The 14343-nt window shown below is 42.8% G+C and carries 14 protein-coding genes; 9 read left to right on the forward strand and 5 right to left on the reverse strand.

The genetic code is table 11. The annotated features are described in order from the left end of the window. Positions 1–15: 15 nt before the first annotated feature. From DQW11_RS06905 to DQW11_RS06915, 3 genes are all read left to right on the forward strand, one after another. The gene (locus DQW11_RS06905; protein ID WP_113923334.1) at positions 16–1272 is read left to right on the forward strand and encodes a pyridoxal-dependent decarboxylase; all 1257 of its coding nucleotides are present in this window, start codon (positions 16–18) and stop codon (positions 1270–1272) included. Positions 1273–1590: 318 nt separating this feature from the next. Next, positions 1591–2400, forward strand: a complete 810-nt coding sequence (locus DQW11_RS06910; protein ID WP_113923335.1) for a mechanosensitive ion channel family protein — start codon at positions 1591–1593, stop codon at positions 2398–2400. Between the two features lie 181 nt (positions 2401–2581). Beyond that, complete coding sequence (locus tag DQW11_RS06915; RefSeq protein ID WP_232826700.1) at positions 2582–2800, forward strand: hypothetical protein; 219 nt, start codon at positions 2582–2584, stop codon at positions 2798–2800. 259 nt (positions 2801–3059) lie between these two features. Here the strand turns inward: DQW11_RS06915 and DQW11_RS06920 are convergent, their stop codons facing one another. Next, entirely contained in the window at positions 3060–4406 is a 1347-nt protein-coding gene (locus DQW11_RS06920) for a transglutaminase-like domain-containing protein (protein ID WP_113923698.1), read from the reverse strand. A 240-nt stretch (positions 4407–4646) separates the two neighbouring features. Between DQW11_RS06920 and DQW11_RS06925 the strand changes: the two genes are divergently transcribed. Genes DQW11_RS06925 through DQW11_RS06930 form a run of 3 tightly spaced genes read left to right on the forward strand, consistent with a single transcriptional unit; the run spans position 4647 to position 6261 of the window. Continuing rightward, positions 4647–5594 carry a polysaccharide deacetylase family protein gene (locus DQW11_RS06925; RefSeq protein ID WP_157966063.1) on the forward strand — a complete coding sequence of 316 codons (948 nt, stop codon included), beginning with the start codon at positions 4647–4649 and terminating at the stop codon, positions 5592–5594. 29 nt (positions 5595–5623) lie between these two features. Further along, positions 5624–5791: a DUF7010 family protein gene (locus DQW11_RS22230; protein ID WP_157966064.1), complete on the forward strand. Its 168-nt coding sequence runs from the start codon at positions 5624–5626 to the stop codon at positions 5789–5791. 23 nt (positions 5792–5814) lie between these two features. Beyond that, entirely contained in the window at positions 5815–6261 is a 447-nt protein-coding gene (locus DQW11_RS06930) for a hypothetical protein (RefSeq protein ID WP_113923337.1), read from the forward strand. Positions 6262–6482: 221 nt separating this feature from the next. Here the strand turns inward: DQW11_RS06930 and guaB are convergent, their stop codons facing one another. From guaB to DQW11_RS06955, 4 genes are all read right to left on the reverse strand, one after another. Then, the gene (gene guaB / locus DQW11_RS06940; protein ID WP_113923339.1) at positions 6483–7961 is read right to left on the reverse strand and encodes an IMP dehydrogenase; all 1479 of its coding nucleotides are present in this window, start codon (positions 7959–7961) and stop codon (positions 6483–6485) included. Between the two features lie 412 nt (positions 7962–8373). Then, positions 8374–9135 carry a hypothetical protein gene (locus DQW11_RS06945; protein ID WP_113923340.1) on the reverse strand — a complete coding sequence of 254 codons (762 nt, stop codon included), beginning with the start codon at positions 9133–9135 and terminating at the stop codon, positions 8374–8376. Further along, positions 9132–9572 carry an ABA4-like family protein gene (locus tag DQW11_RS06950; RefSeq protein ID WP_113923341.1) on the reverse strand — a complete coding sequence of 147 codons (441 nt, stop codon included), beginning with the start codon at positions 9570–9572 and terminating at the stop codon, positions 9132–9134. Before DQW11_RS06950 ends, DQW11_RS06945 begins: the two co-directional genes overlap by 4 nt. A gap of 173 nt (positions 9573–9745) precedes the next feature. Beyond that, positions 9746–10939, reverse strand: coding sequence for an RsmB/NOP family class I SAM-dependent RNA methyltransferase (locus DQW11_RS06955; protein WP_113923342.1), 1194 nt, complete (start codon positions 10937–10939; stop codon positions 9746–9748). A 119-nt stretch (positions 10940–11058) separates the two neighbouring features. Here DQW11_RS06955 and prfA point away from each other — a divergent pair, with 119 nt between their 5' ends. The 3 genes from prfA (at position 11059) to DQW11_RS06970 (ending at position 14298) form a co-directional block, all read left to right on the forward strand. After that, positions 11059–12135 carry a peptide chain release factor 1 gene (prfA, locus tag DQW11_RS06960; RefSeq protein WP_113923343.1) on the forward strand — a complete coding sequence of 359 codons (1077 nt, stop codon included), beginning with the start codon at positions 11059–11061 and terminating at the stop codon, positions 12133–12135. A 447-nt stretch (positions 12136–12582) separates the two neighbouring features. Continuing rightward, positions 12583–13125 (forward strand): GNAT family N-acetyltransferase, encoded by a 543-nt coding sequence (locus DQW11_RS06965; RefSeq protein ID WP_113923344.1) that lies wholly within the window; start codon positions 12583–12585, stop codon positions 13123–13125. Between the two features lie 33 nt (positions 13126–13158). Further along, entirely contained in the window at positions 13159–14298 is a 1140-nt protein-coding gene (locus DQW11_RS06970; RefSeq protein ID WP_113923345.1) for a BamA/TamA family outer membrane protein, read from the forward strand. The last annotated feature ends 45 nt before the right edge of the window (positions 14299–14343 follow it).

The following is a 14343-nucleotide window of genomic DNA, read 5'->3' on the forward strand; positions in this document are numbered from 1 at the left end:
TTTAATCTTATTGCCATGTACTGGAAAAAACAATCACACGAACAAATCAAAGAAACCATATTCAATGCCCTGGCCCATAATATGGACTACCGAGGCGACCATCCCATTCTCGGAATTCCCGGGACCTATCTGGATACGGCTGAGTTTTATCCGGATGCGCCTTTCCTGAAGGATGCGCCCTACATGTCAGCCATGGTCCGCAATCCAAACCATATTGGGGTCCATACCTTGAGCGACAAATCCGTTTTGGAGATTTTTGAGGGAACCCAAAAAATCGAAAAAGACCTGGTCCACTTGGTGGCAGAAGAAATCCTCAATGGTGATCCCAACCAACAGGATGGCTACGTCGCTACCGGAGGAACAGAGGCCAATATCCAAGCCATGTGGATTTACAGGAATTTTTTCAAAAAAGAATATGATGCCCGTATTGGTGAAATCGGCTTGGTCTATTCACAGGACTCACACTATTCTATGCCAAAGGGTGCCAACCTGCTCAACCTTACCAGCATCATCTTGGAAGTGGATCCAGAAACCAGGCAGATTACCAAGGAATCCTTAGAATCCAAAGTGAACGCTGCCATGGAAGAAGGGATCAAATATTTCATCGTCATCGCCAATCTCTCTACCACTATGTTCGGTTCAGTTGATGACATCGATATGTTGGGTGAGTTCTTTACGAATATAAATGCTCCTTTCAAAATCCATGTAGATGCGGCTTATGGAGGGTTTATCTACCCTTTTACAAATCCGATGAGCAGGTTTACTTTCCAAAATCCCTACATGAATTCAATCACAGCGGATGGGCACAAAATGCTTCAGACTCCTTACGGAACAGGGCTTTTTCTGATCCGAAAGGGTTACTTTGACTATGTCAAGACTGAAGAAGCACAATATATCCCCGGAAAGGATTATACCGTCAGTGGCAGCAGGTCCGGCGCCAATGCCATATCCATGTGGATGATCCTACAGATTCACGGATCGGAAGGATGGAAATATAAAATGGAGACACTCTGTGACCACACAGAGCGGATCTGCAAGCGCCTTGAAAGGATGGGCGTGGAATTTTTCAGAAATCCTTACCTGAATATCATTGCAATAAAAGCCAAATACCTGTCCAAAGAATTGGCATACAAGTATTACCTCGTGGCCAATTCCTATGAATTTGAACCGGAATGGTACAAAATTGTCATCATGCCCCACGTCAAACCGGGTACGATAGATAGCTTTCTGATAGAACTCGAAGGGGAACTCCAATCTAACTTACGGAAATAAGTACCTTCTCAAAAAAGCCAATGACTAAAGCCATTGACTTTTTTTTATTTTAAATATTCAAAGTTGGAATTTGAAGGAGAGACCCTACCGATAAATCTCTTTTCTAAATGCGTAAATAAATCAAACCAAAAACGAGCCATTTCCATTTTTTGCCAAGGTTAGATACTCGAAAGAGAATGGTTTTATATTTTCAAGAAAAACATATTTTTTCACAAAATTTTGTTGGATATACTATAATTGTCTTTAAAAAATTTCACCTACTTTTTCTATTTTTATAGAATATAAATTCTTTTAAAACTTTATTTAAAAAAACATTCTATGGAAGAGGTAACCACATACACATCAAAATTTATGGAATGGGTCTATGTTTTCGGCCCAAAATTATTAGGCGCACTTGCCGTTTTCATTGTCGGTCTTTATGTGGTCAACTTCATTTCGAAGCTTGTTTCCAAAGCACTCAACAAAAGAGGAATTGACGTTTCCCTGCAATCCTTTTTAGGAAGTCTTGTCAGTGGAGGCCTGAAAGTCCTTTTATTGATATCTGTCGCCGGGATGCTCGGAATTCAGACCACCTCCTTCGTGGCAGTCGTGGGTGCTTTGGGTTTGGCGGTGGGTTTGGCCTTGCAGGGTTCCCTTGCCAATTTTGCAGGCGGTGTTTTGCTATTGGTATTCAAACCGTTTAAAATCGGTGACCTCATCGAATCCAACGGTCAGACCGGAGTAGTCACCGAAATCCAGATATTCAATACCATTCTCCTGACTGCAGAAAACAAAACAGTCATCCTTGCCAACGGTGCGGTATCGAACAGCACGATTGTGAATTACTCCCGTCATGGCAATCTCCGCGTGGATATCAGCATGGCTGTAGCACCGGACAGTGACGTCCCCAAAGCAAAAAGTGTGGCTTTAGACATTCTCAAGAATCATGAATTTGTATTGGAAGAACCCGCCCCATCGGTCAATGTGTTGAAAGTTGGAGACGGGATGGTGACTCTTGCCATACGTCCTTATGCCAGTCCGGCACATTATTGGGATGTTTTCTTTTCCGTTCAGGAACAAATAAGAACTGCTTTTGACCAAAATAACATTTCAGGTCCAACTCCGACTAGGGTCATCATCAATAAATAGAATATGAAATCCAAACTGCCATGAAAGCGTGATTAACATTGAGTTGCAGGACGAATACAAAAAACTACCTAGGCGTAAAATCTTGAAAATAAATACTTTGAAAAGGTAAAAAATCGTAAGTTTGATTTGGCTTTTAATTTAAGAGCCTAAAAAAAATCACCAACAACAAAAAAGTAAAACTATGAAATTGTTAAAAAAATTGAAATCAAGTACACTATTGGTGTTGGCCTTTGGCTTCCTGTTTGCTGCATCTGTTAGTTCTTGCGGAGGCAAAAAAGAAGGTGAAGAGTCAACTGAACAAGTAGAAGGTACTGAAGAAGCAGAGCATCCAACTGAAGGTGCTGAACATCCAACCGACTCTACTTCTGAGCATCCTGCAGATACCACTGCTACAAATTAATTTCAATCAGTTTTTATTTTTTTTGAAAAAGTGTCTGAAAAGCGGATTTCGAGATCCGGATTTTCAGACACTTCTGTTTTTTTGAGATATCTTAATCTAGGTTTTGGACGGCAAATCATCATCTTATTTCTCCCGCTGATTTAGCAGAATACCACAGAAGTAATTGACAGATTAGGTGATAATTTAGACAGAAAATAATCCCCACCAATCTGCGCAGTCTGCGGGTTATTAAAATTTTCCTACTGCTGATTTCGTGGACCTATTCCGCTTTCCTGTTGAAAGAAAAAATGGTTTCAGGAAAAGCTGGTTCACCATCAATCTCCATAATGGGATAAGCCATAAAGTTGATCGGGCCTCCTTTCGGACCAGGGCTTACTTTGAGGTCACGGCCCTGACTGAACTCAATCCTGTTGGCGGGATGTCTTCCAAAATAATACGTCGCTAATGCTGTATACTTGTTACCCTCGCTGATATCAACAGGCCACCACTTTCCTTCTGCATAGAATTCGGCCCAACAATGGTACCCGTCTATGCCTCCTTCGTCTCTGTCAGAAGGAATCGAAGCTCCAATGGAAAACCTCGCCGGAATATCAATAGACCTTGCCAAGGAAATGAAAAACGAATGGAACTCGGTACAGTTACCCGTCTTGGAATCACAGGCATAATTAGAATCCCCACGGCCATACTTCCCGAATTTCATATACCTCATGTTGTCTATTATATAATCATACAGTGCCCTGGCTTGGACGAGTTTGTTGTCCTTTTCCTTGCCTTTGATGGCTTCTTTGGCGATTTCTTCAAATCTTCCGCCTATTGGCATGAGAAGATTTGAAAGTAGGTATTTCTCATCTATTGGTCCCACAGCCTCATACGGGCCTTTTTCCTTCCGTTCTACTTGATACGTAATGTCTATTTCTTTGCCGCTATCTTCGGGGCCGAGTTCGAGGTAAAGAACTGTATTGTCAAAATCCTGTTCATTCAACATCTGATGCTTACCTGGAAGAGACATATTGGTGACCTCCACAGTTTGAAAATTATCGCTTTTGGCAATTGGAATCCACATTTTGGCAGTTCCACTGATCTTGGGAAGTTTGGAATAATAGTGGAAATCAAATTCATCCTGCCCTTCCACCACGCCAAGCAAGTCCGTGGATGCGGTTTCAACCGGGACGCGGCGCCAGGTTTTATCCACAACCTGCTTCCAGGTGTAGAAAGGTTTACCGTTCAGTTTGTGAAGCGAAGTTTCAGTGACCTTCATATTGCCCGGTTCACCTTCCATAAAAAAATCCACGTCGTACACATCACCTTTTTCATCAGCCAAATCCACACAGGCAAAATGCTTCTTTGGTCCAAGGTTGGAAAGGTATTCGGTGTGTACTCGGACGAGTTTCAACCTGAAATTTCCCCTTTCGTCGTTGACATGAAAGTACCCGTCACTTGTCGCTGTCTCGGCGGCTATATAAGCTTTGATGCCGGCTTCAATTTCGGCGATGGATACTTTTTTAGGCTTTGGCTGTTCTTCCTGTTCAACTTTGGTTTCGTTTGGGGATTGGCAGGACACACCCAAAAGGAGCAATCCAAATAAAATAATAAATCGGCTTCTCATCTTTGGACTTGGTATTGGTGATTGGTTGATCGGGTTATGGATTTCTGGAAATCGGAGCTTTACCTTGCCCAAATATACAATTTATCTAAAGAAGGGGATTCCAAATAAATACCTAAAATCGAACAGTTACTTTAGCGTTTTTTTTAAAGCATCTTTTTATCCATTTGCATAATCTGCTACAAAAATGAATTGAATGTTTTTTAGATTGTGGGAATGTTATTCCAAATTTATTTTACCATTATGGCCAAATCCATCTATCTCCTTTTTCTATTGATTATTCAGAACTTGGGCGGTATGCCGGACAATAAATTGGCAGAAAAGGAATTATCCTCCACCAGACCCAAAGTCGCTTTTACATTTGACGATGGGTCGACCCGTGACATGCCCAATTATTCCCTTGAAGAATGGAACGAAATGATCCTCTCCAACCTCAGAAAGCACGATGCCAAAGCGGTCCTATTTGCCAATGTTGGTCCATTACAGAATGAAAAAGGGAAATATGTACTTTCATCTTGGGACAAAGCAGGCCACAAAATCGCAAACCATACCTACACCCATCCGAGATTCAGTGACCCAAAGACAACTTTGGAAATGTTCAAGACTGAATTGCTCCGCAACGATTCTGTCATCCGCTCTTACCCTAATTTTTATCAATATTTCAGATTTCCTTACCTCAAGGAAGGTGAAACCAAAGAGAAAGTGGAAGGATTCAGGGCTTTTCTAAAGGAAAAAGGCTACAAAAACGGACACGTCACCATCGACGCTTCAGACTGGTATATTGCCAGCCGCCTAGTCGAAAGACTCACAGAAAACCCACAGGCTGACGTCAGCGGGTTCAGGGATTTTTATATCGAACACATGTATGACCGTGCTGTATTTTATGACGGATTGGCTGATGAATTGACGGGAAGGAAAATCCACCACACTATCCTGCTTCACCACAACCTCGCTGCGGCGATGTTTCTTGATGACCTGATCGCACATTTCAAAGAAAAAGGATGGGAAATCATCGATGCAGATGAAGCTTTCAAAGACCCGGTTTTCAATGAAGTCCCCACCGTTGTTCCTGCAGGGGAAAGTCTGATTTGGGCACTCGCCAAGCAAAGCGGCAAGTATGAAAAAGACCTCCGCTACCCGGCCGAAAACGGCGACTACCTCAAAGCAAAAATGGATAGCCTCGGATTATAAAATTTCAAAAAAACCTAACCTATCACACAATGGTATCGCAGGAAAATTTTGACAAGTTGAGAATCGAACTCTCTGTCAAAGCGAAAAATGAACTGAATTTTACTTTGGCGGCAAGCATTATCTGGCTGGCGATTGCATATGTGTGGAGCAATGAGCATCCTCTTATTGATTCTTACTATTTTCCTTTTCGTAGGTAGCAATTCAAAACCAGTCAATAACATTGAAAACTGATCTGAAATCAATTGTTGAGGGATTTGAAAATTCGAATCTTCCCAAAGAAAAATGGACACATGAAGCACACCTTGCGGTCGGCACATGGTATGTCAAAAAGTACAATTTTCATGACGCTATCATCAGGATGCGGATGGGGATAATTTTACTAAATGATTTTCATGGGACTGCCAATACCCAAAACTCCGGCTACCATGAGACGCTAACGGTCTTTTGGGCAAAGGTAATCCACTTCCATCAGGAGTTTAGTGAGGGATTTTTTGCTGAAGAATTGGTAGCAGAATTTCTGAAATCACCTTTGGCATCTAGGGAACTGCCTTTTCAATTTTATAACAGGGAGGCAATCCTAAGTACATCTCACAGAGCGTTCTTCCATGAGCCTAGATTAAAGAAGTTGGACTTTCCGACCATCAGAGATCTCTTTAAAAATGGCTGATTTCCATTCCTGCTTAAAAATTTTTTTATTCTCTTGCAGAGTTTAGCAGACTTTTTCTTTGGAAAAATTATTGAAGCTAGATTAAATTGGTTTGAATCCTATTTTGGTTTTGCTACTGACAAAAACCTTCTGCGGAGGTCTGTGAGATCTGCGGGAAAATATTTTTCACAAAAAAAAGCGGCAGGAAAAACCCACCGCTCCATATCCTTATTGTTAATTGATTACATTTTTGCTGAATAATTCGGTGCTTCACGAGTGATACTCACATCATGTGGATGCGATTCTTTGACACCTGCAGCGGTGATTTTGACAAACTTGCCGTTCTTCTGCAAAGCTTCCACAGTCGGCGTACCACAGTATCCCATTCCTGCCTGCAATCCACCTACCAATTGGTACAACACTTCTGACACCAAGCCTTTGTAGGCTACCCTACCCACGATTCCTTCCGGCACAAGTTTCTTGATATTGTCCTCCGCATCCTGGAAATAACGGTCTTTGGAACCTGATTCCATGGCTTCGAGTGAACCCATACCTCTGTATGTTTTGAATTTTCTTCCCTCAAAAATCAGCATTTCTCCCGGAGCTTCTTCAGTACCTGCCAACAAAGATCCAATCATGATGGATCCTGCACCTGCGGCGATGGCTTTGACCAAGTCACCGGAATAACGGATTCCTCCATCAGCGATGACAGGTACATTTCTCCCTTTCAAGGCTTCAGCACATTCGAAGACAGCAGAAAGTTGGGGAACTCCCACACCTGCAATCACCCTGGTAGTACAGATACTTCCCGGTCCGACTCCGACTTTCACTGCATCCGCACCTGCATCTGCAAGTGCTATTGCAGCTTCAGGAGTCGCAATATTTCCAACAATCACTTCCAAATCAGGAAATGCGTTCTTGATTTTCCTGCAGGCATCCATCACACCTTTGGAATGACCATGTGCTGTATCAATAGAGACTACATCTACACCGGCATTTTTTAGGGCTTCGACCCTCTCGACAATATCAGCTGTAACACCCACAGCTGCACCGACACGAAGTCTGCCAAACTCATCCTTACAGGCAAAAGGTTTGTCCCTTCTTTTCAGGATATCCTTGTAAGTAATCAGCCCGGTCAATTTACCTTCCTCATCTACGATAGGAAGTTTTTCGATTTTATATTCTTGAAGTATTTCCTCAGCCTGTTCGAGAGAAATCCCCGCTTTTGCTGTAATGAGGTTTTCGCGGGTCATGATATCCTTGATCTTCACATTGGGGTCTTTGATAAATCTCAAATCCCTGTTGGTGATGATCCCCATCAATACCCTGTTTTCATTCACTACTGGAATCCCACCGATGTGGTATTCGCGCATGATGGCATCCGCATCTCTCACTTTGGATTCGATATCCAAGGTAATCGGGTCGAGAATCATCCCTGCCTGAGAACGCTTTACTTTTCTCACCTGTGCTGCCTGTTGATCGATAGACATGTTTTTGTGGATGAAGCCTAAACCGCCTTCAAGGGCAATGGCAATAGCCAGTTCGGATTCAGTCACCGTATCCATCGCAGCGGAAACAAGCGGAATATTCAGTCTGATTTTTTTGGTAAGTTGGGAGGAGGTATCTGTATTACGGGGGAGGACTTCAGAATATCCAGGTACTAAAAGCACATCGTCGTAGGTGAGTGCTTCAAAAAGAAATTTATCGGAGTTTCGATTCATGGCAAATTCGGTTAGGTAACCCTATTTGCCCGTCAAAGATAAGAACATTTTCAGTTGTCCATCAAATCGGTTTGAAAATAAATTAATTGAGAGATGTGAGACGTGAGATATGAGATGGGAGACTTAAGATTCAAGACGCAAGACACAAGATTCAAGACTTGGATCACATATATGAGAAAGGAGTTCCCTTTTCATTTCGAAGGAGGAACTGCCTATTCCGTTTTCTTCAGAAACTTACATTGGTTTCCTCGTCATCCTGAAGGAGGAACAGCCTGTCCCGTTTTCTTCGGGAACTGAAGGATCTCATTTGCCTTAGGTGAGACCCTTCGTGCCTCAGGGTGACGGTAGACAACTTGACAACCCGACAACAATGACAACGCGAAGCAGACAACAATTAAAACAACTACAACCATTACAACCAAAAAATCCCCCTCCCCGCCAATGCATTCCAAAGTGTACCTAAAGAAAGGAGGAAATAAATCGCTGCAAAAATATTCACTCTCCTGACATTGTCCCTTGCAAAATACCAGGCAAAAAGAGGAACTGCCTGCAACGCATGTAGCCCCAAAAAGTGAAATATCCGGAGATCACCATAGGTTTTTGCCCAATTGAAAAAGAAAATCCCTTCCTGCCCATCAGGTGCTCCGACCGTATGACTCAAGTTTGCGGCCATCAAGTACCCCTCCAAACTAGCCACCACGAAAATCAACATGCCCAACTGAATGCCTCTTTTATAGCCTGTAAATAGGGATTCTACAACTGAAAATAATCGATACGCCCAAAAAACCATGATCGTATTGATCAGAATGGCAATGCCCATGATTTGGAATAAGACAGCATTGCCTATCGAACTGACATTAAAATGTGACATTTCACCCCTCGATGCCTGATAGATGATGATCACCTGCTCGATCAACATAGCCGTGATGATGGTCAGTTTGATCTTTTGGACTTTCCTGATCTGGGGAAGATAAAATAGATACCAAGCCATTGTCCATGAAAAAATCCCGATCGAGACCGCAAACTTCATCGGCTTCATCCAGACATTGACTCCCATCAAAGTCCTGTCATCAAAAAAGGAAATTCCTAACATGATGAAAAATGCAATGAAATTGAGAAGGCCAAACTGCGCCAGCGATTTGCTTCTCTTAAATATTTTTTTAAAAAAAATCATGGGTGATAAGGACTCTGATTGAGTTTTTTGATTTTGAACGCCCTAACCAAAAAGTATAGCAACAACCCGACAGGACCCATCATAAAGGTCAAAATCAGACAGGGCAATACCAACCATCGGCTGATGTCCTTTTCCCAGGCATCCCGGGTAATCCACATTCCGACAAACAAATCAAAAGCGAGGTAATGGATCCATCCTGCCAGAAGTGCTTCGTCAGAATTAAACAATAACCTTACCTCTGACAATGTACTGAATCCCCCTTCCCCTCCACTAAACAAGGCTGGAATGATGTAGAAAGCATAAGTCAGTGCCATCAAAATGAAAACCCCCGAAAAGAGGGTCTGATAGATCCATTTGTGGGGGTAGAAGATAAACAGTGCAATCCATGAGAAAAAGGCCAAGGTGCTGGCCATGCCAAAAACAGCTTCTAGTGTCATGGGAATCGGATGTTTGGTTAATTTAAATTTAGGGAAAATTATCCCGGAAAGGCGCAAAGGCACAAAGAAAAATTTGGAAAATGTAATTATTGACCTCAAAAGGACAAGAAAACAAGAATCGCTGATTCGAAAAAAAACAGGTTAATTCAAATGAATACCATCATTTTCCAACCCTAATTTATTTTCCTCTTGATCTTGGCAATATAAAAACCATCATAACCGCTTTCCTGCGCCAACACTTTTTGGTCTTCTACCAATTCAAAGTTCTTCCCGTTTGGAGAAGCAAGGAATTTTTCTACCTGCATCTGGTTTTCAGTCGGTAGGATACTACAGGTCGCATAGACCAATAATCCGCCCGGTTTTACCATGCCGGCATAGTTTTGAAGGATTTCCTGTTGGATGGATTGTACCTTTTTTATTGACTCTGGAGTCAGTTTCCACTTGGTATCCGGATTGCGTTTCAATACTCCTAATCCCGAGCAGGGCACATCCAACAACACACGGTCAGCAGACTCTTTCAGCCTTTTGATGGTCTTGTTGCCCTCGATTACCTTGGGTTCGATGATGCTGATTCCGTTTCTTCTCGCCCTCAGTTTGGTATTCTTCAGCTTCCATTCTTCCACATCCATGGAGAGGATCCTGCCTTTATTTTGCATGAGTGCGGCAAGATGAAGGGATTTCCCACCCGAACCGGCACAGGCATCGATCACCCGCATGCCAGGTTCCACTTCCAAAGCTGCTGCCACGAGTTGGGACGAGGCATCCTGAATCTCAAAAAGTCCTTCTTTGAAAGCGGGGTTTTTGAAAATATTCTGCCTTTTGGCAAGTACCAAGGCATCTTTGTAGCCTTTAGGCGCATAGGATTCGACGCCATCGTCAGCAAGCCTTTTCATCAGTTGCTCACGGGTGACTTTGAGTGTGTTAACCCTGAGGACGACATCTGCTTCTTGGTTGAGGGTTTCGATTTCTTTCTCCCACTTTTCCCCAAGCTGCTCAGCCCCCATGTCATCCAACCAATCCGGAATCGACTGAAGGATTGCCCTTTCTCTGATCCTATCGTATTTTGCAAGAATGAATTTTGGATCCATGCCTTTGAATTCTCTCCAATCGGGAAGCTCATTTCCCTGAAGCACCCAATAAGTACCAAAAAGGTGGTACAAATCATCCGATGGACTTACCTCATTGAGCAATCTCCACCAGCGCACCATTTCGTAAGCTGACTCAGCGATAAACCCCCTGTCTCTTGCACCCCATTTTGGATTGGATTTCAGAATTCTTTCAATCACCTTGTCAGCATACCTGTTTCGGTTAAAAATTTCATCGATGGCTTCAATGACTGCACTGACGGTATTGGTGAAGAGTTTCATGGCAATTTTTTGTTTGAGGTCACAAAGATAACAGGATTCCGATGCCCGATAGCCAAAGGTTTAAAATCCCAAAACCGATATTTTTGTTAATTTTGCACCCGCTCAACAATTATTGATTTATGCTTGACAAACTCCAAGCGCTGAAAGAAAGATTTATAGAAGTAGGTCAGCTCATCATACAGCCGGACTCCATGTCCGACATGTCCAAATACACCAAACTCAACAAAGAATACAGAGACCTCGAAAAAGTGGTAAACCTGTATGATGAATATAAGTTGGTCAAAGAGAATATCAGCAGTACCAAAGAAATCCTGGAAAAAGAAAAAGATCCGGATTTCCGGGAAATGGCCAAAATAGAATTGGACGAACTGAAACAAAGAGAGGAAGAACTAGAAGAGGCTTTGCGTCAGCAATTGATCCCCAAAGACCCCAATGATTCCAAAGACTGTATCCTGGAAATCCGCGGTGGAACCGGAGGGGATGAGGCGGCGATTTTTGCAGGTGATCTGTTCAGGATGTACCAGCGTTTTTGCGAAAAAAAGGGATGGAAACTGACTGTCCTCGACCTTACTTTTGGCTCCTCAGGAGGATACAAGGAAATCATCAGCACCATCACCGGCGAGGATGTGTATGGGATGATGAAATATGAATCCGGCGTGCACCGCGTGCAGCGGGTACCTGCCACAGAAACTCAAGGCCGTGTCCACACTTCCGCCGCCACCGTGGCAGTCCTACCCGAGATGGATGAAGTCGAAGTCAACATCAACATGAATGAAATCCGAAAGGATACTTATTGCTCCTCGGGCCCGGGTGGACAATCGGTCAACACAACCTATTCTGCAGTACGATTGACGCATATCCCCTCAGGACTTGTGGTGACCTGTCAGGATGAAAAATCCCAGATCAAAAACTTTGAAAAGGCATTGAAAGTATTGCGGTCGAGGTTGTATGAAATTGAGCTTGCCAAGCACAACGATGCCGTCGGTGCCCAGAGAAGGACGATGGTAGGAAGCGGCGACCGCTCTGACAAAATCCGGACTTACAATTATCCCCAAAGCCGTGTCACTGACCACCGGATCAACAAAACAGTCTACAACCTCCCCGATGTGATGGAAGGCAATATTGAGGATTTCATTTCTGCGCTGCGTCTTGCCGAAAACCTTGATAGGATGAATCCTTCAGAAATGGAAGATTAAATGAATAATGGATATACGCTTCTTTGCCAGTAGCCCTTAATTCTTCTTCAGTCGGGACAGAAGACCGAAGTCGGAAGACAGATGCAACGGGCAATTAAGTTTCCAGAAAAGAATTATTATAGATTTCCTAGCTATTGTCATCATTGCCTACATAATAAATAAACTTCCAAAAGTCGACGGTTCATAATCCACAGCAGGTGAAATTGAACTTTCAACCATATTATTAATAGTTTTGGTTTGGGTCGAATCAAATGATCATTCTTTTGAAATGTTTACGATATTTTAAAAGAAAGCTGACGGGAAGGTAAAAAGGGAATGATGATTGTCATGAATAAAAAGTAACCAAGACAAAACCAATTTTATCATTTTGGTTCATCAAAAAAAACACATTCTTTTCAGTAAACTCAAAAAACTCCGTTATCTTAAGGAGCTTTAACCAGCCATAAAATGAAGATTCAAGGAAAGGGAAATGTAAGCTTGGTGACTTGGCATGATGGCCATTATCACAGCTTATATCCTATAGCCAACAACCCAAATATTGCCAGAAACCTAAGAGATAGTTTTCCTTCTCCCTATACCATCCATGATGCCCGGCATTGGATCGAGCATAACCAGAAATTCAATCCCGCTCAGAATTTTGCAATTGAATATGATGGCAAATTGGTGGGTTCTGTCGGCTGTGAAATCGGCAAAGATGAACTCCGTACCAATATGGAAATCGGGTTTTGGGTAGGTGAACCCTTTTGGGGAAAAGGAATCGCCACAGAAGCTGTGCAGTTGTTTACAGAATATGCCTTGGAAAAATTCCCTGCCATCAAGCGGATTTATGCCCAAGTCTTTGATTTCAATGTGCCTTCCATGAAAATTCTGGAAAATTCAGGTTACGAACCGGAAGCTATTTTGAGACATGCCTATATCAAAAATGGCAAAGTCGGCGACTTGTTTCAGTACGTCATCATCCGCGAAGAGGTGGAAAAATTTATGGATTAAGGTTTTAAAAAACATTCCTTACTTTTGGGGCTGATGAAAACAGCCCCTTTTTTATTTTTTATATTTTCCATGTCTTTTTCCTTTGCTTCCGCTCAGGAAGCAAACGATACGGTTCCCAAATCCGGCGTAATAGACAGGGTTTTTGATTTTGGAGATCAGGTTATCGATCTCATTTCCGGTGAAAAGTGGGCCTTCATTCCTGCAGTGACTTATTCCCCTGAAACCAAATTGGGACTTGGCGTCCGGGCGATTCGGGTTTTCAAATACAAAGGAGATACGAATCCCAACCTTCGCCCTTCCTCCATTCCGATCACGATTCTATATACACTCAACAACCAGACGATATTTACCACGGAGCTTGATTTTTGGGCAAATGAAAACAAGGAATACCTCAATGCCCGACTCGAGCTTTCAAATTTTCCTTTCAAATTTTATGGAATCGGCAATGACCCTGTCACAGACGAAGGTGAATCCTACACGACCCGATTTGCCTATTTTCACCTGAATTACCAGCGACAGATTATCCCGGGAATCTTCTTTGGTCCAAGGTATGAATTCAGGGTAGATGACATCTATAGGCGTGTTCCGGGAGGAATATTGGAAACCAGCCAAGTTGCGGGATACGATGGGCAAAGACTTTCCGGTTTGGGATTAAATCTTAATCAAGACACGAGAGACAACATCTTTCAGCCCACCAAAGGATGGAACAACAGATTCAGTTGGATGGGATTTGCTTCTTTTTTGGGGAGCAACTTCAGCTTCAACCAATACACAGCGGATTTTAGAAAATACATCAAAACTACAGATACCCACGTCCTCGCTCTGCAGTCTTGGTGGAGTTTCACCACCGGCAATCCTCCCTTCCAACATATTTCATTGATTGGAGGAAGCGACCGAATGCGGGGGTTTTTTGAAGGGAGATTTCGGGATAACCATGCCATGGTCCATCAGGCAGAATACCGCTTGCCTGTTTACCGAAATCTTGGAATGGTTCTTTTTGGGCATGCGGGACAAGTAGCACCGAAGGTGGGTGATTTTGGATGGAAAAGATTCCGATATGGGGCAGGTTTTGGATTCAGGTACAAACTCAATGAGGAAGGTCTCAATATCCGTTTGGACATTGCATTTGGAGATCAAAGCGCATTCTACTTCGGTTTGAATGAAGTGATTTGAGTGCAATAATTTATCAAACTATTTTTTTATCTTTTCGTTAATTTC

The sequence above is a fragment of the Cognataquiflexum aquatile genome, assembly GCF_003316845.1.
Lineage (GTDB): Bacteria > Bacteroidota > Bacteroidia > Cytophagales > Cyclobacteriaceae > Cognataquiflexum > Cognataquiflexum aquatile.